The 19,842-nt window shown below is 44.6% G+C and carries 21 protein-coding genes; 16 read left to right on the top strand and 5 right to left on the bottom strand.

Annotated features, from left to right (window positions below; translation table 11 throughout):
* The first annotated feature begins 130 nt into the window (after positions 1 to 130).
* From Q1A23_RS17330 to Q1A23_RS17310, 5 genes are all read left to right on the top strand, one after another.
* On the top strand, positions 131 to 517 hold the full coding sequence (locus Q1A23_RS17330; RefSeq protein ID WP_363322082.1) for an endonuclease/exonuclease/phosphatase family protein: 387 nt from the start codon (positions 131 to 133) through the stop codon (positions 515 to 517).
* 469 nt (positions 518 to 986) lie between these two features.
* On the top strand, positions 987 to 1,790 hold the full coding sequence (locus Q1A23_RS17325; RefSeq protein ID WP_299825739.1) for an alpha/beta hydrolase: 804 nt from the start codon (positions 987 to 989) through the stop codon (positions 1,788 to 1,790).
* A 5-nt stretch (positions 1,791 to 1,795) separates the two neighbouring features.
* On the top strand, positions 1,796 to 2,437 hold the full coding sequence (locus Q1A23_RS17320) for a PAS domain-containing protein (RefSeq protein WP_299825736.1): 642 nt from the start codon (positions 1,796 to 1,798) through the stop codon (positions 2,435 to 2,437).
* A gap of 346 nt (positions 2,438 to 2,783) precedes the next feature.
* Entirely contained in the window at positions 2,784 to 2,915 is a 132-nt protein-coding gene (locus Q1A23_RS17315) for a hypothetical protein (protein ID WP_299825734.1), read from the top strand.
* Between the two features lie 266 nt (positions 2,916 to 3,181).
* Complete coding sequence (locus tag Q1A23_RS17310) at positions 3,182 to 4,318, top strand: hypothetical protein (protein WP_299825731.1); 1,137 nt, start codon at positions 3,182 to 3,184, stop codon at positions 4,316 to 4,318.
* Positions 4,319 to 4,434: 116 nt separating this feature from the next.
* Here Q1A23_RS17310 and Q1A23_RS17305 read toward each other — a convergent pair whose 3' ends face one another.
* On the bottom strand, positions 4,435 to 5,391 hold the full coding sequence (locus Q1A23_RS17305; protein ID WP_299825728.1) for a calcium/sodium antiporter: 957 nt from the start codon (positions 5,389 to 5,391) through the stop codon (positions 4,435 to 4,437).
* A 442-nt stretch (positions 5,392 to 5,833) separates the two neighbouring features.
* Here Q1A23_RS17305 and Q1A23_RS17300 point away from each other — a divergent pair, with 442 nt between their 5' ends.
* The 8 genes from Q1A23_RS17300 to Q1A23_RS17265 all read left to right on the top strand — a co-directional run bounded on the left by Q1A23_RS17300 (position 5,834) and on the right by Q1A23_RS17265 (position 12,406).
* Positions 5,834 to 7,177: a rhodanese-like domain-containing protein gene (locus Q1A23_RS17300; RefSeq protein WP_299825725.1), complete on the top strand. Its 1,344-nt coding sequence runs from the start codon at positions 5,834 to 5,836 to the stop codon at positions 7,175 to 7,177.
* A 114-nt stretch (positions 7,178 to 7,291) separates the two neighbouring features.
* A complete protein-coding gene (locus Q1A23_RS17295; RefSeq protein WP_299825723.1) occupies positions 7,292 to 7,735 on the top strand; it encodes a hypothetical protein in 444 nt (147 codons plus the stop codon).
* 88 nt (positions 7,736 to 7,823) lie between these two features.
* Positions 7,824 to 8,471 (top strand): Crp/Fnr family transcriptional regulator, encoded by a 648-nt coding sequence (locus tag Q1A23_RS17290; RefSeq protein ID WP_299825720.1) that lies wholly within the window; start codon positions 7,824 to 7,826, stop codon positions 8,469 to 8,471.
* 156 nt (positions 8,472 to 8,627) lie between these two features.
* Positions 8,628 to 9,491: a sulfite exporter TauE/SafE family protein gene (locus tag Q1A23_RS17285; protein ID WP_299825718.1), complete on the top strand. Its 864-nt coding sequence runs from the start codon at positions 8,628 to 8,630 to the stop codon at positions 9,489 to 9,491.
* Between the two features lie 95 nt (positions 9,492 to 9,586).
* A complete protein-coding gene (locus Q1A23_RS17280; RefSeq protein WP_299825716.1) occupies positions 9,587 to 9,913 on the top strand; it encodes a rhodanese-like domain-containing protein in 327 nt (108 codons plus the stop codon).
* A gap of 81 nt (positions 9,914 to 9,994) precedes the next feature.
* Positions 9,995 to 10,552, top strand: coding sequence for a YeeE/YedE thiosulfate transporter family protein (locus tag Q1A23_RS17275; RefSeq protein WP_299825714.1), 558 nt, complete (start codon positions 9,995 to 9,997; stop codon positions 10,550 to 10,552).
* A 49-nt stretch (positions 10,553 to 10,601) separates the two neighbouring features.
* The gene (locus tag Q1A23_RS17270; protein ID WP_299825711.1) at positions 10,602 to 11,015 is read left to right on the top strand and encodes a DUF6691 family protein; all 414 of its coding nucleotides are present in this window, start codon (positions 10,602 to 10,604) and stop codon (positions 11,013 to 11,015) included.
* A gap of 755 nt (positions 11,016 to 11,770) precedes the next feature.
* Positions 11,771 to 12,406 (top strand): TlpA disulfide reductase family protein, encoded by a 636-nt coding sequence (locus Q1A23_RS17265; protein ID WP_299825708.1) that lies wholly within the window; start codon positions 11,771 to 11,773, stop codon positions 12,404 to 12,406.
* A 264-nt stretch (positions 12,407 to 12,670) separates the two neighbouring features.
* Here the strand turns inward: Q1A23_RS17265 and Q1A23_RS17260 are convergent, their stop codons facing one another.
* Positions 12,671 to 12,832, bottom strand: a complete 162-nt coding sequence (locus tag Q1A23_RS17260) for a hypothetical protein (protein ID WP_299825706.1) — start codon at positions 12,830 to 12,832, stop codon at positions 12,671 to 12,673.
* A 432-nt stretch (positions 12,833 to 13,264) separates the two neighbouring features.
* On the opposite strand from Q1A23_RS17260, the gene Q1A23_RS17255 reads away from it, so the two are divergent.
* The 3 genes from Q1A23_RS17255 to Q1A23_RS17245 all read left to right on the top strand — a co-directional run bounded on the left by Q1A23_RS17255 (position 13,265) and on the right by Q1A23_RS17245 (position 14,453).
* A complete protein-coding gene (locus Q1A23_RS17255) occupies positions 13,265 to 13,456 on the top strand; it encodes a cold shock domain-containing protein (RefSeq protein WP_299825704.1) in 192 nt (63 codons plus the stop codon).
* A 118-nt stretch (positions 13,457 to 13,574) separates the two neighbouring features.
* Positions 13,575 to 13,802, top strand: a complete 228-nt coding sequence (locus Q1A23_RS17250) for a hypothetical protein (RefSeq protein WP_299825701.1) — start codon at positions 13,575 to 13,577, stop codon at positions 13,800 to 13,802.
* Positions 13,803 to 14,267: 465 nt separating this feature from the next.
* Positions 14,268 to 14,453: a hypothetical protein gene (locus Q1A23_RS17245; protein ID WP_299825698.1), complete on the top strand. Its 186-nt coding sequence runs from the start codon at positions 14,268 to 14,270 to the stop codon at positions 14,451 to 14,453.
* 354 nt (positions 14,454 to 14,807) lie between these two features.
* Here Q1A23_RS17245 and Q1A23_RS17240 read toward each other — a convergent pair whose 3' ends face one another.
* The 3 genes from Q1A23_RS17240 to Q1A23_RS17230 all read right to left on the bottom strand — a co-directional run bounded on the left by Q1A23_RS17240 (position 14,808) and on the right by Q1A23_RS17230 (position 19,842).
* Entirely contained in the window at positions 14,808 to 15,209 is a 402-nt protein-coding gene (locus Q1A23_RS17240; RefSeq protein ID WP_299825695.1) for a heme-binding protein, read from the bottom strand.
* Positions 15,210 to 15,328: 119 nt separating this feature from the next.
* The gene (locus tag Q1A23_RS17235) at positions 15,329 to 18,919 is read right to left on the bottom strand and encodes a M1 family aminopeptidase (RefSeq protein WP_299825692.1); all 3,591 of its coding nucleotides are present in this window, start codon (positions 18,917 to 18,919) and stop codon (positions 15,329 to 15,331) included.
* Positions 18,916 to 19,842, bottom strand: a complete 927-nt coding sequence (locus Q1A23_RS17230) for an ABC transporter ATP-binding protein (protein ID WP_299825689.1) — start codon at positions 19,840 to 19,842, stop codon at positions 18,916 to 18,918. Before Q1A23_RS17230 ends, Q1A23_RS17235 begins: the two co-directional genes overlap by 4 nt.

Here is a 19,842-nt window from a genome sequence, read left to right as displayed (position 1 = left end):
TTCGATTCCAGTTACCTTCCGGCAGCAGGCTTTTTAAATACGAATTGTATTCTAGTAGGTCTTTGTAAAGATATGAGGTTCGATAATTTCATCCTTTGGTCTACTGAAACCAAAAAGCCGCTTCATATCAATGGAGTGGCTTTCTTGTGTCTATAATCTCCCCCTCGGCCAGCCTTATCGAAATTTCTACGCATTCAGGAGTTGCAGTACAAATAATAAGACTAAAGTTGGTAAGATGGTCAGCCGGACGCAAAAGCCTACTGTGGTAGCCGGTGATTTTAACGATGTGGCGTGGTCTCACGCTTCTTGTTTATTCAACACAAAAAATCAGCCTTGTCATGTGCGCGTGGGCCGTTGGCTTTACATTTCCTTAGGCGCACAAAATATACTACTCCGCTGGGATCATGTGTATGTGCCCAAAGAGTTTCAGGTCATAGACATGGAGCGGCTACCTAAGTTCGGGTCCGATCACATTACGATTTTGTTGAAGCTTTATTTGCACGAAAGAGTAAGCTAAATCGACCAAAAATATTCCGATAATTTTCAATATAGAAATAAGAAAGACAGCTCGTAAAGGTCTAAGTTACAGAGCGTGCTCTTTAGCTTAGACCTTTATGATCATAAGCCACTACCTCCATCTACAATAAATATTTTAATGGTCTTGTTCTTTACTCTCAATATAGTCCAACTGACTGGGCGCGTAACTAGCTCCTCTGCATATAACAGTTTACTTTATCTATGCCCCTCTAAAAGAACTTTGAGAAAAAGCTTAAGGGTTAGATTTTGTTTCTGTTCCTAGATATTATCCTAAACAATTGTAACACGCAACTTTAAGTATTACATTTGTGTCATAACACTAAGCCCTCAACAGAAGGGGCAGCGACTGTTTTATATCGAGGGGCTTCTCCAAAGCTAGAGCCGCAACACATATGCAAAATCCAATATATCCTGGCTCCCCCGATTACCACTTTTAACCTTATTCTGGAATGACAGACGTTATCAAACGTAATAATGTTCGCGTAATCGGCGAAGGAGATCAAGCTATTATTTTTGCCCATGGATTTGGATGCAGCCAAAATGTATGGCGGCATTTGGTCTCCGCATATCAGAGCAAGTTCAAACTAATTCTTTTTGATTTTGTGGGGGCAGGGCAATCCGACTTAAATGCTTACGATCCTGTCAAATACAGCTCTCTGGATGGATACACAAAAGACGTTCTAGAGATATTAGAGACCTTAAACATTAAAAATGTGCTTTATATTGGGCATTCTGTAAGCAGCATGATAGGAGTGAAAGCAGCAATAGCACAACCTTCTTATTTCAGTAAATTGATTTTTGTATCTCCTTCCCCATGTTATATAAATGATGAGGAATACATCGGCGGTTTGGATAAAGAAGACCTGGCCAATCTGCTAGAGTTGATGGACAGTAATTACCTGGGATGGTCTAGCTTTTTAGCGCCGCAGGTGATGGGGAACCCGGACAGACCGGCTCTAGGAGAAGAACTAGTTGAAAACTTTTGTGCTACTGACCCGGATATCGCTAAGGAATTCGCCCGCGTAACCTTCCTTTCCGATTCTAGGGATGACTTGGAGAGACTCCTAACCGAGAGCCTTACTTTACAATGCTCTGAGGATATTCTAGCTCCTTTAGAAGTAGGTTATTACCTGGAAAAGAAAGCGAAAGGGAATACGTTGAAGCTTTTAAAAGCTACCGGCCATTGTCCTCATTTGAGTGCTCCGGAAGAAGTTATTGCAGCTATAAATGCCTATATCAATTTCGAAGCATAACAGCTATGGAAAAAGAAACAGAAGACAACCACATGGATTTTAAACGTTTGTATGATACTGCTCCCTGCGGCCTACTGATTTTTAGGATGAATGGCCCCATCATATATGTAAACCAGACTTTGTTGAAATGGCTTGGTGTCGGTGAGGAAGAAATAGTAGCTAAAAAGATGACGGACCTCTTAGATAAAGCCGGCGTAATGTATTATGAGCTTTTCGTGCAGCCTATCCTGAAGATGCACCGAGAAGCAAGGGAGATCAGCTTAAGCATTCAGACTTCAAAAGGAGCTTTTTCCTGCTTATTTAACGGAGTGGCGGTTGATGACATAGTGGGCGAAGGCCAGCTAATCAACGCAGTTATTTTCAAAGTAGATGATCGACAGAAGTATGAGAAGGAGCTTCTATCTAAAAGAAACAAGGCAGAAGAAGAAAGTAAAGTTAAGACCAAGGCTTTGCAGGAAGTGTCCTTCGATCAGTCCCACTTGGTTCGAGCCCCATTAGCCAACATTCTGGGCATCATTCCTATGTTAGAAAAAACGATTGATAAAAACCACAAAGCTCATGTGCTTATTTCTATGCTGCAACAGAGCGCCTTCAAGCTTGACAATCAAATTAGGGCCATTGTAAATAAAACAAACCTCAAGCCGTAGCAACTTTGCTGTTAAAAGCCTTACATCTGCTCATCCATTGATATTACCATTATAGCTTCTAAATAGCACTCTTTCCAGAAAGAGCTCTTGTTAAGCACAATATGATTAATGTCCCCAAGTGCATACAAATGAGCCACTCTCCCACTTGCAGATACGAAGCTGGATTCTCCGAGCCCCTATGAATGAGATTTGATAATTCCATCCTTTGGCCTACTACTACAAAAATGCTGATCCACTTAAAATGGAGTGTCGTTTTTGTTATTTAAACCTCCCCTACCGTTTTGTTACTTCACATCAACTACAGAATGGACCTTCATTGATTCTGCAAAAGGTTTGAAAGCAGATCATGCATTTGGAGAAGGATGACGAAGACAGACTATCGCTGCTGCTACAGCCTGCCACAGAGAAAGAAGTTATCATCTCAGTAGCAGTAAGGCCTCAGAATTTAAAGATTGGCTGGATATGGAGTAAATTATAACAAATCACATGTCGGTAATGAGCAGGTGCATCCTAAAGCAAGACACTCTCATAGCTTATTAAGCTCAGACCCGGCTGCTAATCGATCTCAGATGAAATGGGAATTCACAAAAGGAGTAAATAACCTTTAACTCAATTATTACCACGCACTTACAAACCGAAATTAATAATCATTAATAAGTTAACAATAAATTAATATTGGATTAAATGTAGTGTTTGGCATTTTCACCACATTTGCAAAATTTTTAAAGATCTAATTTAAACAGAATGCCTAAATCTAAGAAGTCCGGCAAACACCTGGCGCCTATTCAGCCTTATAAATTCAGGAAGCGCTACAGCCAGCTCGATCTGATCTTCCAGAAGGAGAAAAAGTTCCTATACTTCATCGCCTTCTCCCTCATCATGGCGGGTGTCGTGTACCCATACCCTAACATTGCCATGTGGGTGGGCTTCGCCTTTGCAGGATACTCTGCTATCGCTAACGACAGCATCCAGACTATCGGCACGTTCATCGTCTCCAACGAGGACAAAAAATGGTACTGGCAATGGCTTTTCATGGGCCTTATCTTTCTAGGCACCGTATCCTTCAGCTGGTTTGTCTTTGACGGAGATGTAACTTACCAACGCCTCGCCACACCAGGCCTGGAGAAAGCACCGGAAAGCTTTGTGTACCTGCAGTTGGCCTCTCCCATTGTGCTGCTGCTCCTTACCAGGTTTCGGGTGCCGGTTTCCACAACTTTTATGCTGTTAAGTGTTTTTACGGCCACAGGCGCTACCGTAGTTAGTATGGTCAACAAGAGCCTGGCAGGATATGGGCTAGCCTTTGTCTCAGCCCTGCTCATTTACCTGTTACTGTCTAAAGTGATCAAGCGCTTTATCAAAGGAGAAGCACACTTCCTGTGGACGGTGGCTCAGTGGCTGATAAGCGGCTTTCTGTGGTATATCTGGCTGGTGCAGGATTTGGCTAACATCGCTGTGTACCTGCCGCGTCAGCTCAACGGGATAGAATTCACGGCCTTCGCGGGCTTCATCTTTCTAGGCTTGGGAATGCTTTTTTATATGAAGGGCGACAAGATACAACACATCATTAACGAGAAGTCGGACGTGCGCGACGTGCGTAGCGCCACCATCATCGACCTGGTATATGCACTCATACTTTACTACTTTAAGGAAGTAAACAACCTGCCGATGAGCACTACCTGGGTATTCGTGGGCTTGCTGGCTGGCCGTGAGCTTGGCATGCGCATACGGGCACAGGATAGTGCAAAAGACTTCAGAAAAACATTCAAGCTAATTGGCAAAGATGTTCTTTCAGTTACCATTGGCCTGGTTATTTCTGTGATACTTGCGGTGGCCATTAACCCTGCCATGCAAGAGGAACTACTAAACTTCTTTTTTAGGTAGAAGTAAATAGACACAGCTCATACGTATAAATTTATACTTGGAAGCCTAAAACAAAAGCCCCTCGTAATTGAGGGGCTTTTGCTTTAGGGTATACTTAAAACGACTGCACTCTAACTTTATCCCTGCGTTATCAGCACGTACAAATATGCCATATAAATTAGAAACAGGATAATGCCTTCCCACCTTACCAACTGCCTTCCTTTGCCAGTAAAAATAAAGATGAAGAGCAGCAAGCTTGCAGCAATGTTCACCATGATATCTACCAACGAGGCCGCACTAACCTGAAGCGGGGTAACCAACGCTGAAACACCTAAAATCAGGAATATGTTGAAGATATTAGATCCCACCACGTTTCCGATGGCAATATCAACGTTTCTCTTTCTAACAGCAACAATAGAAGTTGCCAGCTCAGGTAAGGATGTTCCTATAGAAACAACTGTCAGGGCAATTACTCTTTCAGACAAGCCAAACATCTGTGCTATACTTACCGCACTTGTTACTATTAGCCTGCCCCCGATTATTAATCCTGCCAGACCCAAAACAATAAAAAGTATAGCCTTAAGGTAAGTATAATTTTTTGTTTCGGTTTCCTCTTCGCTTGCTCCGCCCTGTGCCACCTTCAGGTTGTACACCAGGAAAATAGTAAAGAATAAAAGCAACAGCAGTCCCTCAGCCCTTGATATAAAATCCAGTTCAGCACCATCCAGGTACACATCATTTGCAATGATAAGCACGGCAAAGGCTGCCAGCAGGCTGAGTGGTATCTCCAGCCAGGTGGTGTTTGTTTTAACCGTTAAAGGATAGAGCACAGAAGAAATACCCAGAATTGCCAGCACATTGAAGATATTACTGCCCAGCACGTTGCCCAGCACCATATCTGTGTTATTATTGATTGACGCAAAAAGGTTAACAACCAACTCAGGTGCCGAAGTACCAAAGGCCACAATGGTGAGTCCGATCACGATGTTAGGGATACCCAGGCGCGCCGCCAGGCTCGAAGAAGCATCTACCAGTTTATCAGCACCAAATATAAGTGCAGCAAAACCAGCCAAAAGAAACAAAAAGTCCACCATTAGATCAAAACAAGCTTAGAATTTAGAAATGAAAGTCCCGTAACAGTATACCTCATAAAGGTTATACTATATAAAGAAACCCAAATTTCGCAGATTACCTCTATACTTTATACTTCTGCTCTAAACTTATCCGAAAATAATTCTGCCAGCAAAACAGGCTATAAATTAGAATCGGAATATTGTTCGCTGCCATTATTACCTGTCAGGCGCTGGTGTGCGGCGATATCCTGCTGGTGGAGGAAAACAAAAAGCAGCGACTGTAACTCATAAAGGTTTCCGGGTGCCTTACATCAACGGCAAGTAGTAGCTGCCTTTTACTGCCAGGTATATCTAAGCTACTGCAGTATTATCGGTTGTGTGACAAACATCACTGAACCTGGTCTGCGTATACTTTAATTTTGTATCAGAAATTTAATTCAACCATAAAATATAAAGAGAACCTATGAAAATCAAGCAGTTTGAAGACAAGGGGTTAGCCCATTATGCCTATGCTGTCTTAAGCGAGAGCGCAAAAGAAGTAATACTGATAGATCCGGCTCGTGATCCGCAGCCATACTACGACTATGCTGAAGAGCACAACGCCAACATTGTAGGCGTAATAGAGACGCACCCGCACGCAGATTTTGTAAGCTCGCACCTGGAGATACACCAGAAAACCGGTGCCACCATTTACACGCACAGCCTGGTGGGGGCCGATTACCCGCACCAGGCGTTTGACGAAGGCGCAGAACTGCAATTGGGTGAAGTAAAACTCAAGTCGCTGCACACCCCGGGCCACTCCCCTGACTCGATCAGCATAGTGCTGGAGCATGAGGGAAAAGACAAGGCCGTGTTTACCGGCGATACCCTGTTTATCGGGGACGTCGGACGCCCTGACTTGCGGGAGAGCGCCGGCAACGTTACCGCCAAGCGCGAAGAACTGGCACGCCAGATGTACCACAGCACCCGCGAGAAACTGATGAAGCTGGCAGATGACGTGGTCGTGTACCCGGCACACGGCGCTGGCTCGCTGTGTGGCAAAGGCCTGAGCGATGCCAACAGCAGCACCATCGGCGACGAGAAAAAAGGCAACTACGCCCTGCAGCCAATGAGCGAAGACGAGTTTGTGAAAGTGCTGACAGAGGATCAGCCCTTTGTGCCGAAGTACTTTGGCTACGACGTGAGCCTGAACAAGCAGGGCGCGCCTGACTATAAACCAAGCGTGGAGGGCGCAGCAAAACTGGAGAAGAACTACAGCCCTGAAGAAGGTGCCATTATAGTGGATGCCCGCAGCGAAAGCACATTCAAGAAAGGACACTACAGAGGTGCCATTAACATCCAGAACGGTGGCAAGTTCGAGACCTGGCTGGGATCTATTGTAGGGCCTAACGAAAGCTTCTACCTGGCCGGCGAAAGCGACGAGCAACTAAATGAGCTGATCGCAAAGGCTGCAAAAATTGGCTATGAGCTGCTGATAAAAGGTGCTTTTATTTACGACAAGCAGGAAGGCGAAACAAGCGACAATTTTGACAGAGCTGCTTTTGAAGAAAACAAGGATAACTACACCATCGTGGACATCCGAAACACATCAGAAGTGAAGTCTGGTAAGTTTTTCGATAAGGCCATTACCATTCCCTTACCGGAGCTGCGCGAACGCGTGAAGGAGATCCCTACTGACAAACCGGTGGTGGTGCATTGCGCAGGTGGCTACCGCTCTGCCGCGGGCAGCAGCATTGTAGAAGCTGCCTTGCCAGAGGTAAAGGTGCTGGACATGAGCGAAGCCGTAACAGAGCTTAAAAATAGTTAAGTATATTTTTTTAAAGTATGGCCGGTCCATAAAATTATACTCCGGTCATACTTCGTGTTTCTTCTTATCACTTCATTCGTATAGATTAGAATTTAACCTAATAAGAAACAGACTATGCATACATACGAAGGACGGGTAAGAGAAAGCTCAAGTGAAAAAGTGAACCGGGAGATAGACCAGAAAACCTTTGAGAACATCGGCCGCTTCGGCTACAACAGCCCAGAAGAAATAGATCAAAGACTAACTGCATTATCCAGGGAGTGGGATGTTGAGCGGGTACTGGAAGTAAACGCATCTACGCTGGCTCTTAGCGGCGTGCTGTTGGGTACTTTGAAGGATAAACGTTGGTTTATACTTTCCGGTGTGGTAACTTCATTTTTGTTACAGCATGGTTTGCAGGGCTGGTGTCCAACGCTACCCATACTTCGCAAGTTAGGGCTAAGAACCAGAAAGGAGATTCATGAAGAACGCATCGCCTTAAAAGCTTTGCGAGGCGATTTCAACAAAGTATTAGCCATCACCACCCCCGAAGGGGTCATGAAAGTTGTCAGGGAGTAAGCCGCTCGGGATTTCTTTTCATACTTACTGCCATAACTTTTTAAACTTACCTGAACAAGATTTGGCTAATGCACATTTAATAACATAAATGGAAAGTATAGAAAAAGAAGAGTTACTGCAGAAATTCTCACAGTTAGAGCAGCCGCTACTAGAAGAGATACTGGCGCAAAGCACCTTTAAGCACCTGCAAGAAGGTGAAGAGGCCCTGCGCACCGGCCAGTACATCAAATCAACCGTGCTGCTTTCCAAGGGCCTGCTGAAAGTGTACCGCGAAGACGAGGAAGGCAATGAGTTTTTGATGTATTACCTGGAGCCGGGGAATGCCTGCGCGCTATCCATGATGTGCACCGCCCGTGACGAACAGAGCCAGATCATGGCCAAAGCAGTTGATGAGTCCGAGATCATCCTGATCCCGTCGCACCTGTCAGAGTTGTGGCTGGCCAAGTATAAAAGCTGGCACAACTTTGTGATCGCTTCGTACCGTCAACGCTTTGAAGAACTTTTGCAAACGCTGGACAGCGTAGCATTTAAAGCCCTGGACGAGCGGCTTCTTTTTTACCTGAAGCGCCATGTAAAAGTGAGCGGGAACGAAGTAAAACTGTCGCACCAGCAGATTGCAAACGAGCTCAGCAGCTCCCGCGAAGTAATCTCCAGGCTGCTGAAAAAACTAGAGCAAACCGGAGCGATCACGCTTCATCGCAACTATATAGAAGTGCACGACCTGGACATGGTTTAATCAAAAAAACTGCGGTACAAGGCGGCCTGAGAATTTCTCTGGCCGCCTTTTGCATTTAAATTTTTGAGCGGTTTTTCCTGTGTGACAACAGTCACTATACTCCCGTTAAAGCTACCTTACCTTTGTACCAGAAATCAAGATAAAACTTTTAAAAGAATGGAAATACTCGGATACATCGCCGCCTTACTCATTGGTTTATCACTAGGACTGATAGGCGGTGGCGGCTCTATACTTACGGTGCCTGTGCTTGTTTATTTACTTGGCCTGAGCCCGGTTATCTCAACTGCTTACTCTTTGTTTATAGTCGGGCTTACCAGTCTGGTGGGTTCTTACAAATTTTACCAGAAGGGGCTGGTGAGCATGAAGACGGCTGTGGTATTTGGCTTGCCTTCTATCGTGGCCGTGTACCTGACGCGTCGCTACCTGGTGCCCGCCATTCCTGAGAATCTCTTTACAGTCGGTGACCTGGCAGTAACGAAAGGCGTGCTTTTAATGCTCCTGTTTGCCGGGCTGATGGTCTTCGCTTCCATCTCTATGATCAGAAAGAAAAAAGACGCACCGGCAGAGCCAGCTGATGTAGTGGACGAGAATATTGATACGGAATTGGATGTAGAGCACACCGATCCTGCTGAAAAGCATCCGAAGCCGAAGTTCAACTATGGTGGCATCCTGGCTGAAGGATTAGTTGTTGGTACGCTTACCGGCCTGGTTGGTGCAGGCGGTGGCTTCCTGATCATCCCGGCGCTGGTGCTTTTCAGTAAGCTGGATATGAAAATGGCCGTTGGTACGTCCCTACTTATTATAGCCGTGAAATCGCTGTTCGGCTTTATTGGTGACGTGTTCAACTACGAGATTGACTGGATGTTCCTGGGTATTTTCTCAGCCATTTCCATCGCTGGTATCTTCATCGGCACCTACTTGTCTACCAAAATCCACGCTGATAAACTGAAGACTTCTTTCGGCTGGTTTGTGCTCGTGATGGGTATCTACATCATCATCAAAGAAATATTTTTCGCATAAGCCTGGCAGGGTGACCAAAGTCACAGACAAAGGCTGCTTTTATCCCGACCTTTGTAATGTGATTGAAACACAACAAGAATTTAAGAAGAAAAGCTATGTTTAACATATTCGGATTAAAACCAAAAAACTACGAGAACCTGGATGGCACCACGTTCAGAACCAGGTACCAGAATGCTGCCAAAGCGGAGCTGCTGGACGTGAGAACAGCCGGTGAGTTTGCTGGTGGTTCTATCAAAGGCGCTACGAACCTGGACGTGACCTCTTCGCAGTTTCAGCAGGCGCTTAAAACAATGGACAAGGACAAAGAGTATTTTGTGTTCTGCCGCTCTGGCAACCGCAGCGGTTCTGCCTGCGATATCATGAGCAAAGAAGGTTTCAAAGCCTATAACCTGGCCGGCGGTATCGGTGCCTGGCCAAAGTAAAAACGTGTAAAAATGAAAAGGTGCGGAGTTTGGAAACAGGCTCCTGCCCTATCTCCTAAACCTAAACTAAACGAATAAGAAATGTTAGAATTTTTGAGTCAGCCCTGGCCCTGGTATACATCAGGCATCGTCATTGCCTTGGTGATGCTGGTCCTGCTGTTCTTTGGCAAGTCATTCGGTTTCTCCTCCAACCTGCGCACCATTTGCTCTGCCTGTGGTGCCGGTAAAACTGTCAAGTTCTTTGATTTTGACTGGCGCTCCCAGACCTGGAACCTGCTGTTCCTGGTAGGTGCCATCATCGGCGGTTTCATCGCTTCAGAGTTCTTGTCAAATGGTGAGGCGGTACAGATCTCTCAGGCAACGATACAGGATTTAAGTGCGCTGGGCATTTCGGCGCCGGATGGCATGCAGCCGGAGGAGATCTTTAGCCTGGAGAGTGCCTTTTCACTTAAAGGCTTCCTGATACTGCTGCTGGGCGGGTTTGCCGTGGGTTTCGGAGCACGCTATGCAGGTGGCTGTACATCAGGCCACGCGATCAGCGGTATATCTAACCTGCAGTTGCCATCGCTCATCGCCGTTATCGGCTTCTTTATCGGTGGTTTGTTCACCACCTGGGTACTGATGCCCTTGATATTCTAAAGAAAGCCATCCGAAGCAAAATCATTAACTAAACAAAGAGATTTATACCGTGAGAGGATTAAAATTTATAATAGCCGGCATCTTGTTCGGCATCGTGATGAGCAAGTCGGAAGCCATTTCGTGGTTCCGTATCCAGGAGATGTTCCGCTTCCAGTCTTTTCATATGTATGGCATTATTGGAACGGCTGTAGTACTGGGTATTATCATCACCTACGTTATCAAAAAATACAAACTGCGTGATTTTCAGGGTAACCCGATCATCTTCACACCGAAGGAAATGTCCTTTCCGCGCTACCTGATCGGGGGCACCATCTTCGGACTGGGCTGGGCATTGACCGGGGCTTGCCCGGGACCGATGTTCGTCAACATCGGGTTCCAGTACTGGTCTATCCTGATAGCAGTAGTTGGTGCCATAGCCGGCACGTACCTGTATGGCGCTATAAAGGATAGATTACCGCATTAAGAAATTTGGCTAAAAGTGTTTTGTGTTGTGAAAGTCACCGGTGCTGTAACCGGTGGCTTTCTGAAATTATGAAAGCAGATACCCTAGTATAAGCGAGATCTTTTCTTCACCATATTCGTTTAAATCAGGTACTACAAAATATTAAGTAACAAACTACCTGCCTTTATTTGAGAGACTTACGCTGCTGCTCTTCACAATGTCGATGCGTATTAGTCTGCACAGCTCTGCCCAGCAGGCAGCGCTGAAAAAAGAATGTGCATATAGCAAGTATTCTGTAGAAAAGGCAATGTGCTAAAAAATGTCGCAAACAACAGTCGCAATCTAACCAGCAAAACAACGCAACAGGAATAGCTTCGGATTGTAGCCAACAGGCGTATGCTGTCGTTAATGAGTTGCACTCAGAGTCTGTCAACTCTTAAGATTAATCGCGAATTTATACTTCTACACATCCGCAAGCACCCTGCTCCCGTGTTAGCGTACGCCCCGCAGCCGCCCCAGCTTTATTAAATGCTTTAGTAATTTAAGAAAGCATCTTTACTGCCAGACAATTTTCACTCTCTACCAGGTGAGCTGTTTTAGTTGTACATACAACATGTTCTAAATGAATTGAAGCAGCTAGAGCTTTAGGTTAATAAGCCCAAATAGCATTACCTAAAGGCCTACACCTAAGCTGTAAGTTTAACTTACTGTGGAACATTAGTCACATACTATAAAAAAAGATTAAGCTAACTTAGCTTCAATTAAAAATCAACAACATGGATAAGAAGAAGTTTTCGATAAAGGACATACCGGGCTGGGCAGTTATGCTTGGCGTTTTTGGGATTTTATACTTAACCGGTCTTCATACGGAAGCCATCGGGCAGGTGCAACGCATCCTGCTGGCCACCGGCATTAAAAACGCTGATGTACCGGAAACCCTGCAGAACCCGGATGCCACAGCTGTAGTAGATGCCGCTGCGGTGGCTAATTCAGAGATGGCCGGAGCAGGATTTAAAATGGTAGACCTGCAAGGCAAGCAGGTAAGTTTTGAAAGTCTGAAAGGCAAAGTGATATTCCTTAACATCTGGGCTACCTGGTGCCCGCCCTGCATTGCTGAAATGCCAAATATCCAAAAACTATACGACAAGGTAGGCTCCGATAAAATTGCCTTTGTGATGCTATCAGTAGATGAAGGCGGTATGCAGAAGGTGAAGAAGTTTATCGACAAAAAGAAGTATACTTTCCCGGTATACATGCCGGCCAGCAGCATCCCGCAGGAGTTTTACTCCAACGCTATTCCTACCACTTTCATCATTTCGCCGGAAGGTAAGATCGTGGCCAAGCAGGAAGGCATGGCCGATTATAACACACCGGAAGTTGTGGAGTTTCTACAGGGTATGGTAAAGAAGTAATACCCATCCATAGGCAAGGTTTACGAATGGCGGACTTTGCTTTTAGAGAAACCGCTCCATATTAAATGGAGCGGTTTTTTATTTTAAAGCTCCTCCCCTTCAGATGTTTATACTTCAATTTTAGAGTGTTTCACAAGTATAAGATTCCTGAATATGCACCTTAAAGCCATATATACATTACAAGGTTTATTTTTCTCCGCACACCATCCATTATAATTGGCTGGCAAGTAACCTCACAACTTTCTAAAAGGAAAAAATATTGGCTTACTTTTTTGCGTCAGGCCTTTTATCTCGCTCATCGTTGTTTTTAGATGCCTCACGTTTAGCTTTCTTGGCTGCCAATCTAAGTGACTCCTGATGTTCTTTCCTTTCCTTGAATTCTTTTTGGCGCTGTTTCTTTTGCTGGTCGCTTGATCTGGTACTCATTGTTTAGCTTAGCTGTAATTAACTTTAAATTTTGTTAAGCACTCATGTGCATCGCAATCTTACTTATACGTTTAGTTTAAACAAAATAATTATTTCTGTAACCGAGCAGCTAAATGAACAGGATTGCCTGAATTCGGGTAATTTTAGATTGAGAAGAAAGAAGCTAAGGTAAACAAGTTATGGTGGGCTCCTGCGAAAGACGAAGAGTGCCAATTACATTATAGATAGATAATGAACCTCTATATATTTGTAGATTAATCACTTGGCTTATACTTCTGAAGTATTAGCAGACCTAATATATATACCTTTATAAATAAAAACCCCTTTATACATAGTTAGAAGCAATTTTGTAATTTATTTATTGTATATTGTAGAAAATAATGAACGCATATACCTTCAGATATGTAGTAGGTATATAATAACAAATACAATATGAATAACGGAACAGTAAAATTCTTCAATGACCTGAAAGGGTTCGGGTTTATTAAAGAAACAAATTCAGATCAGGAGTACTTTGTGCATGTATCTGGCTTAGTAGATGAGATCAGAGAAAACGACGAAGTAAGCTTTGACCTGCAAGAAGGACGTAAAGGACTAAATGCAGTAAATGTGAAACGCGCTTAGTTTTAAACTATAAAGTATGAAAAGCCTTACCTCCGGTAAGGCTTTTTTATTGCCTCAAAGTTACTCCCCCCTTTGTTGTCCTCCCCTTTTAATAATCATTAACCTCACTACTCTAAAGATGAACAGAAAATATATAGTCGACACGATTACCCGCGAATACCTGTGCATTGCGCTAAAGAAAGGACTTGACTGGGTACCTAATAACGAGAAAGTTCTGCCAGGCTTTATGAGTACACGTACCCCTGCAACAGAAACCGACTCGGTATTGCTTACAGGTGAGTTTAATGATAATGCATTTTTTGAAAAGTGGATCCGAAACGGCACAAATGTATTGTTCCAGTATTAGAAGTATAGCTCTATAACAACTGCTTTAAATTTATAACTAGTAAACCAAGCTCACTCTTTAGGTTTAAAGTTACTGCTGTATTGCAGAGGCATTACTTTACTCAACTTGATCGATTTTCATACCCTTGGCAGAAGTGCATGGTGCTTTTTTAAAGTATAAGCCATTCATACTTAAGTAGTTAAATTTATAGTATAATCATGTTAGTTAGCGTAATTATACATTTTACCCTTTCCTGCAACACCTGATTTGCAGATATTATTTTTTTGTGCAAATCACAGGACATCACCAACATTCTTTGCGCAAAACTCTTCTATAAAAGCGGGACCAAAACTGCCTTGATAGTTGCTGCAGAAACAGTAACTACTATTGAAATTAGCTTATTTAAAGCCAATCATCAAAGCTGGTAAAAGGCTAAGAGTGCAGCAAAGGTGATTAACACATTACATAATAATTAACGCTATTATAATGGAAAATAAATATCTAGAAGGATCTACAGTATATTCAAGTATAAATCCATCTCTTCAGCTGAAGGTAAGGCGCTACGCCAAGCGTATCTACTATTGTACTGATCCTGCTAATCCTCAGGAAAAAGACAAAGTATACTACGAGCGAGAACTAAAACAATACGAGGGTAATAGTTTAAAAAACTAACCACGTTGGTTACATTTAATTCGAAACTGAGGTTGTTACGTTTAGCAATTTACTTTACCAGGCTGCAATAATAAAAGGCCACTCCAGTATATGGAGCGGCCTTTTATTATTGCAGCCGATTACAAGTTTTATACTTTATCCAGCAGCACCCAAATTCAAATAATAGCTGTAAATTGGATTTATTTTTAGAGGGTGTACCTCTTTTTCTAAGTCCATTATCTCAGATAAGTGTGTCGCCGTTATTTCTTTTAAACATTACAAGTATAAAATGAGGCTGATCCGGTCCCGAGCTTTGAAGAGTGCGTTAACATCGGTATACTAATCCTCTACAGCTAATCTTCGGGAGATAATCTTCTAGAGAGCAGCTTTCATTCCAGCCTCAGCAACAGCATGGTCGTTCTCAACGGTACTGCCCGACACACCGATAGCACCAACGACATCTCCGTTACTGTTCTTGATTGGGATACCACCCGGAAATGTGATTAACCCGCCGTTAGAATGTTCTATGTTATACAATGAGCCGCCAGGTTGAGAGGCTTGCCCCAGGTCCCCGGTAGGCATATCAAAGAAGCGGGAAGTTCTGGCTTTGCGTATGGCAATGTCTATTGAGCCCAGCCAGGCTCCATCCATACGGGCAAAGGCTGTCAGGTTTGCGCCAGCGTCAACCACGGCAATGTTCATTTTAAGGTTTAACTCTTGTGCTTTTTCCTTAGCTGCTTGTACGGCCTTTTGCGCCTGTTCTAATGTTATTCCCATTTCCTTTGATACTAAAATGACACGATTTATACTTTCCTACCCATTGCATACTGCAGAAGGCCGGAAAAGTTGACTTAAACAAAGTTCATATTAAAATACGCACTTACAGCCGCGCTTTATTACCCGCCTGTTTGCATTATATTATCATCAAGTCTCAGGTCTATCATCAGGTGGTTTGGGTCTATCCCGCCACGATCGGGCTTTCGCGGTACTGTTACCTTGATGGTTTGCTCACCCGACTGGATGCGGTGCATCTGGAGATAAAGTGGTTCGTTTAACCCTTTACCGTCCTCATATATACCAACTTCCAGCCAGTCATTCATCGGCACGTCGTTTTCAGATCCCATACTATCTACTACCACCTTTTGCGCGTGTACCGTCAGCGTTACCTCCCAGTTACCGGCCTTCGTTTGCTTAACTCTCATTCCATTTGTTTTGAGTCGCCAATACGTATTCTCCTTAAACAGGTCATGTAACAGGTAATGCAGCGAATCCGGTGTAGCAGTTTGTATTTCCTGGTAAAGATCTAAGGTAGTCGGCATAGGTAGTTCTGCTGATGTGCGTTTATGGAGCAGCTGCCGAAGTGCACCATTAACCTTGTCTTTACCAATGTATTTGCTTAGAGCATGCATGGCGAGCCCACCCTTTCGGTAGTATAAAAAGTCTTCATTTGCTTGCAATAGAGAAGCTGTTGCAAGGGAGCGTGGCATTTCATAGGAAGAATGCAGATAGCTTACGTATTGTCGCAAATGAGCATCCCCATAGTTCTTCTCCAGCACCTGCATACCCGAATATACAGCGAGCCCCTCAATCAGCACTCCGGCCCCCTCCACGTTTGCAGGTGTTAACCGGGCCATTCCCCACCATTGGTGCCCTACTTCGTGCGCCAAAATATAAAAAGGCAGGTCAAAGCCATCCGGACTGTCATCGGGGTTCATCAGAGCATACTGCTCTCCATAGTATATTATACCTGCATCCGCAGTTGCACCACCACCAGGGCCAGCGCGTTCTACTACCGTGAAATGTGTATAGGGGTAAGGTCCAAATTGCTCTGTGAAATACGCCAGCGAAGCCTTTACGCTCCGGAGCATTCGGTCTATATTTTGTGCATGGTCCGGATAGTAGTAAATTCTGATCGCCACATCATTCCACTTGCTTTCATGCACCGCATATTTCCCTGATAAGATGGAATATTCGCCCCCAATAGCCGCATCAGTTTTGTAATGAAAGTACCGGCGGTCACCTTTTATCCATGTTCGGTGTAAAGCACCAGGCGCAACGGCTACTTCATCTTTTATAGTGCCTATAATGGCTTCGAAGGTAGCCTGATCTTTACTGAACGGCTTTTTACGCGCCTCTTCATCATTAAGAGAAGGTATGGCAGGTCGTGCAACAAGGTTATGCTTCTTTCTCAGAACCGCATCATCTATTTCCCTGTAATGTTGATAGCCAACAATAGGAAGCAGGTCAAAGTTCGTGAAGTAAGTGCCATTCTCCACTACCAGTACTTTCGTGCTATTATGCCCGAAATCCTGATGTTTGTATTTTACCTCGAAGTTCAACTTGAGCGAATCACCTGGCTGTAATGGTCTCTCTAGCTCGTAAAGGTACTGGCTTAATTCATTGTCCTGTAACACACCGGCAGCTGGCCTACTAAAACTTATTTCGGCGGGCGCTATACCCGCAACACTACCAAAAAGGAAAGAATCTATGGCTACTGCTTCCTTGTTTACCAATGTATAAGCTGCCCGTATCTCTACTTCTAGCTGTTCAGGGTAAATCTCGACGTGCAACTTAGTAGCCGTCAGTTGGGGTTGCGGTGTGTTTCTGTACTGGCTATAGCGTCGTTCGTATTCAGCTTTTCGCTCAAGTATGTCGGAGTTGGTCAGGTACTCGTTCCGCACATTCGTGTTATAGAAAATGAAGCTTCCTAAAGTAACTAAAAGTACTGCACCAAGTATGGCAACCCATGTTGTTGAAGGCGTAAAACGGCGCTGTACTAGCTTTAGGCGATATTTTATACTTTGTTCTCTTCCTCTTGCCCAAAGCAACCGCGCCCCTGCTGCCAATAGCAAAGCCCAGGCTACCCAGTATAGTTTAAACCAAAGCCACGGACCAAGGGTTGGTCCAAAGCCACGCATATCGGTGTACCACCAGCCCGGGTCAGTCCCAAAAATGAGCATAGTATGCTCCACCTGAAAAGTGGAAGGAAAAGCCATAAAGCTGAAAACCAATAGCACCACCAGGTAGCCAATATGTTTTTGATTCACTACGACGTGTACCACAAGAGCAAGCAGGGCAAAGAGCAGGTAGTCTATCAGCTGAAGTCCGAAAAGTGCCTGCACGTACAAGCCTAATTCTAATTTATCGTAGCCCAACATTAACTGCATCCCTATACCTCCGGCCATGACTAATGCCATCCATACCACGATGATGAAACTTAGCCCCAGAAATTTACCTGTGAAGAGGGCCCACTCCGGAACAGGTGCCGCATCCGCAATGTCGCTTATGCCTGCATTCCGTTCATGCCAGACGAGCATGCCAGTAAAGTACATAATGAGCAGCGGAATAACCACCCATGGCGTACTGATATTACTTACAGAAGCGGTTAGGTAGTCTACCACCTGCTGGGTAGTTGGGTGCAGCGGAATTCCAAACTTGTTAATTATTTTATCACTAAATATTACTGACAGGAAGGAAATTACACCAACTAGTAAAAGTCCTAGCGGGTGTGTGGCTATCTTCCCAAAAGATGCTCTCCCAATCCTGAGCGTCTGCTGGAAATAAGTGGCAAAACCGAAACTTCGCTGAACCTGCGGAACCTGAATGGCGGGGACTCTAATTATGGTAGTATCAGCAATCGTACTAGCCTCTACTTTTGAACGCCGCTTAAAGTATTTCCACCAGCTGCTTGTTTCAGGATGCATAAAACTGAAACGGAGGTAGGTTAGCGACATCACCCCTAAGGCTACGCTAATCCACAAGATCCGATTCAAAAGAAACATTCCTTGCAGCGTTACAAGTCGCGTATTTTTATCTGTTGGCGTCCATGTTTGCAGTTCGTTACCTACAATACCGGCTACTCCTACCGGGTCCAGTAATTTTACCAGGTCCCAGTTACCGAACAGCTTTGCCACCGCAATGGCTAAAATCTGAGCAACAAGTGCCAAGACCAAGCTGGCTAAATAACTCGTCATCACCTGGCGGCTAAGTGCTGCAAAAGTGAATTGTAGCGCTGTTGCTATAAAAACATTTGGTAAGGCAATCAGGAAGTATACATTCAGATAAACCGATGGCCTGAAAGGTAATAACCCTTCCTCTGCCAAACCTGGCAGGTAAAAGGAAAGCAGCGTACCTACAGGCAAAGAAAGTATAAGCAGCACGTTCACCAGAAAAGCTGCTAAAAATCTCCCACCCAGGTAATTAAGTTTTGTAACCGGTGTACTGTAGGTCAGGGGATGTATTCGCGTCTGCATGTCTCGCGCTGCTGCTTCGCCTGCTGTGGATGCGCCCATTACAAGCCAAAGAAAGCCACCCATAACAGTAATAGCCGTAATAAGGAAGGTATTGTTTGGGTATACGCCATCACCAGGTGATATGATCAGATTCATGATGATTGTGAATGCAAGCAGGACAGTTAAATAGAGCCAGGTAGAGGTGCGGCCTACAAGATAGGCGAACTCGAAGCGAAAAATTGTCCAGAACTTCATAGCTGCACCTCTCTTTCCTGTTGCATCACTTGCTTTTGGTGATGTCCTGCCATGGTGGCGAAGTAGACATCTTCCAGATCAGGAGCCACCAGTTCAAAGCTATTGCCAGGATTTTCATCGCTGTAGACATGGACTACTGTTCGTCCGCTTAACAGTTTGGTAGAGATAACCTTATACTCCCGTTCCAACTCCGGCAACATACTTTTCTCCACAATACGGCGCCAGATCAATCCCTGCAGCCCCTCTACTGCTTTTAAAGGCTCTGCTTCCTGCAAAATTTGCCCTTTGTTGATGATGGCCATGCGGGTGCAAAGCTCACTCACATCTTCCACAATATGCGTCGAAAGTATAACCACGCTGTTTTCTCCCAAATCGCTCAATAAGTTCAGGAAACGTACCCGTTCTGCTGGGTCCAAGCCGGCTGTAGGCTCATCTACGATCATCAGTTTAGGGTTACCCAACAGCGCGGCAGCCACACCAAAACGTTGCTTCATACCACCTGAGAAGGTGCCTAACTTCTGCTTCCGTTTTTCCCAAAGGTTTGTTTGCTTCAGTAATGCTTCTACCACTTCTCTTCTGGAAGCCCGGTTGGTAATGCCTTTGAGCACAGCAAAGTAATCGAGCATATCTTCCGCCCTTGCTTTAGGGTAAAGCCCAAATTCCTGCGGCAGGTACCCCAGCGTCTGGCGTACTTGGTCCTGCTGTTTCAGTACATTTATTTCCCCGAGCTTAATACTGCCGCTGTCTGGTTCCTGCAAAGTTGCCAGAATGCGCATCAGCGTAGATTTGCCAGCGCCATTTGGCCCTAGTAAGCCATACATGCCGTTTGGAATGTCCAGCGAAATATTGTTTAATGCCTGCACACCATTGTCGTAGGTTTTAGAGACATTGCGGATAGACAGGCTGATTGGATGATTTCCCAT

The sequence above is a fragment of the uncultured Pontibacter sp. genome (assembly GCF_947492645.1).
In the GTDB taxonomy this organism is placed as follows: domain Bacteria; phylum Bacteroidota; class Bacteroidia; order Cytophagales; family Hymenobacteraceae; genus Pontibacter.
The sequence above is the reverse complement of the archived record's forward strand: the minus strand, read 5'-3'. Positions and strand labels throughout refer to the sequence as shown.

Bases quoted from the DNA above. Each gene is read 5' to 3' on its own strand.
- Q1A23_RS17330 (WP_363322082.1), top strand. From the start codon at position 131: ATGGAGTGGCTTTCTTGTGTCTATAATCTCCCCCTCGGCCAGCCTTAT.
- Q1A23_RS17325 (WP_299825739.1), top strand. From the start codon at position 987: ATGACAGACGTTATCAAACGTAATAATGTTCGCGTAATCGGCGAAGGA.
- Q1A23_RS17320 (WP_299825736.1), top strand. From the start codon at position 1,796: ATGGAAAAAGAAACAGAAGACAACCACATGGATTTTAAACGTTTGTAT.
- Q1A23_RS17315 (WP_299825734.1), top strand. From the start codon at position 2,784: ATGCATTTGGAGAAGGATGACGAAGACAGACTATCGCTGCTGCTACAG.
- Q1A23_RS17310 (WP_299825731.1), top strand. From the start codon at position 3,182: ATGCCTAAATCTAAGAAGTCCGGCAAACACCTGGCGCCTATTCAGCCT.
- Q1A23_RS17305 (WP_299825728.1), bottom strand. From the start codon at position 5,391: ATGGTGGACTTTTTGTTTCTTTTGGCTGGTTTTGCTGCACTTATATTT.
- Q1A23_RS17300 (WP_299825725.1), top strand. From the start codon at position 5,834: ATGAAAATCAAGCAGTTTGAAGACAAGGGGTTAGCCCATTATGCCTAT.
- Q1A23_RS17295 (WP_299825723.1), top strand. From the start codon at position 7,292: ATGCATACATACGAAGGACGGGTAAGAGAAAGCTCAAGTGAAAAAGTG.
- Q1A23_RS17290 (WP_299825720.1), top strand. From the start codon at position 7,824: ATGGAAAGTATAGAAAAAGAAGAGTTACTGCAGAAATTCTCACAGTTA.
- Q1A23_RS17285 (WP_299825718.1), top strand. From the start codon at position 8,628: ATGGAAATACTCGGATACATCGCCGCCTTACTCATTGGTTTATCACTA.
- Q1A23_RS17280 (WP_299825716.1), top strand. From the start codon at position 9,587: ATGTTTAACATATTCGGATTAAAACCAAAAAACTACGAGAACCTGGAT.
- Q1A23_RS17275 (WP_299825714.1), top strand. From the start codon at position 9,995: ATGTTAGAATTTTTGAGTCAGCCCTGGCCCTGGTATACATCAGGCATC.
- Q1A23_RS17265 (WP_299825708.1), top strand. From the start codon at position 11,771: ATGGATAAGAAGAAGTTTTCGATAAAGGACATACCGGGCTGGGCAGTT.
- Q1A23_RS17260 (WP_299825706.1), bottom strand. From the start codon at position 12,832: ATGAGTACCAGATCAAGCGACCAGCAAAAGAAACAGCGCCAAAAAGAA.
- Q1A23_RS17255 (WP_299825704.1), top strand. From the start codon at position 13,265: ATGAATAACGGAACAGTAAAATTCTTCAATGACCTGAAAGGGTTCGGG.
- Q1A23_RS17250 (WP_299825701.1), top strand. From the start codon at position 13,575: ATGAACAGAAAATATATAGTCGACACGATTACCCGCGAATACCTGTGC.
- Q1A23_RS17245 (WP_299825698.1), top strand. From the start codon at position 14,268: ATGGAAAATAAATATCTAGAAGGATCTACAGTATATTCAAGTATAAAT.
- Q1A23_RS17240 (WP_299825695.1), bottom strand. From the start codon at position 15,209: ATGGGAATAACATTAGAACAGGCGCAAAAGGCCGTACAAGCAGCTAAG.
- Q1A23_RS17235 (WP_299825692.1), bottom strand. From the start codon at position 18,919: ATGAAGTTCTGGACAATTTTTCGCTTCGAGTTCGCCTATCTTGTAGGC.
- Q1A23_RS17230 (WP_299825689.1), bottom strand. From the start codon at position 19,842: ATGGGAAATCATCCAATCAGCCTGTCTATCCGCAATGTCTCTAAAACC.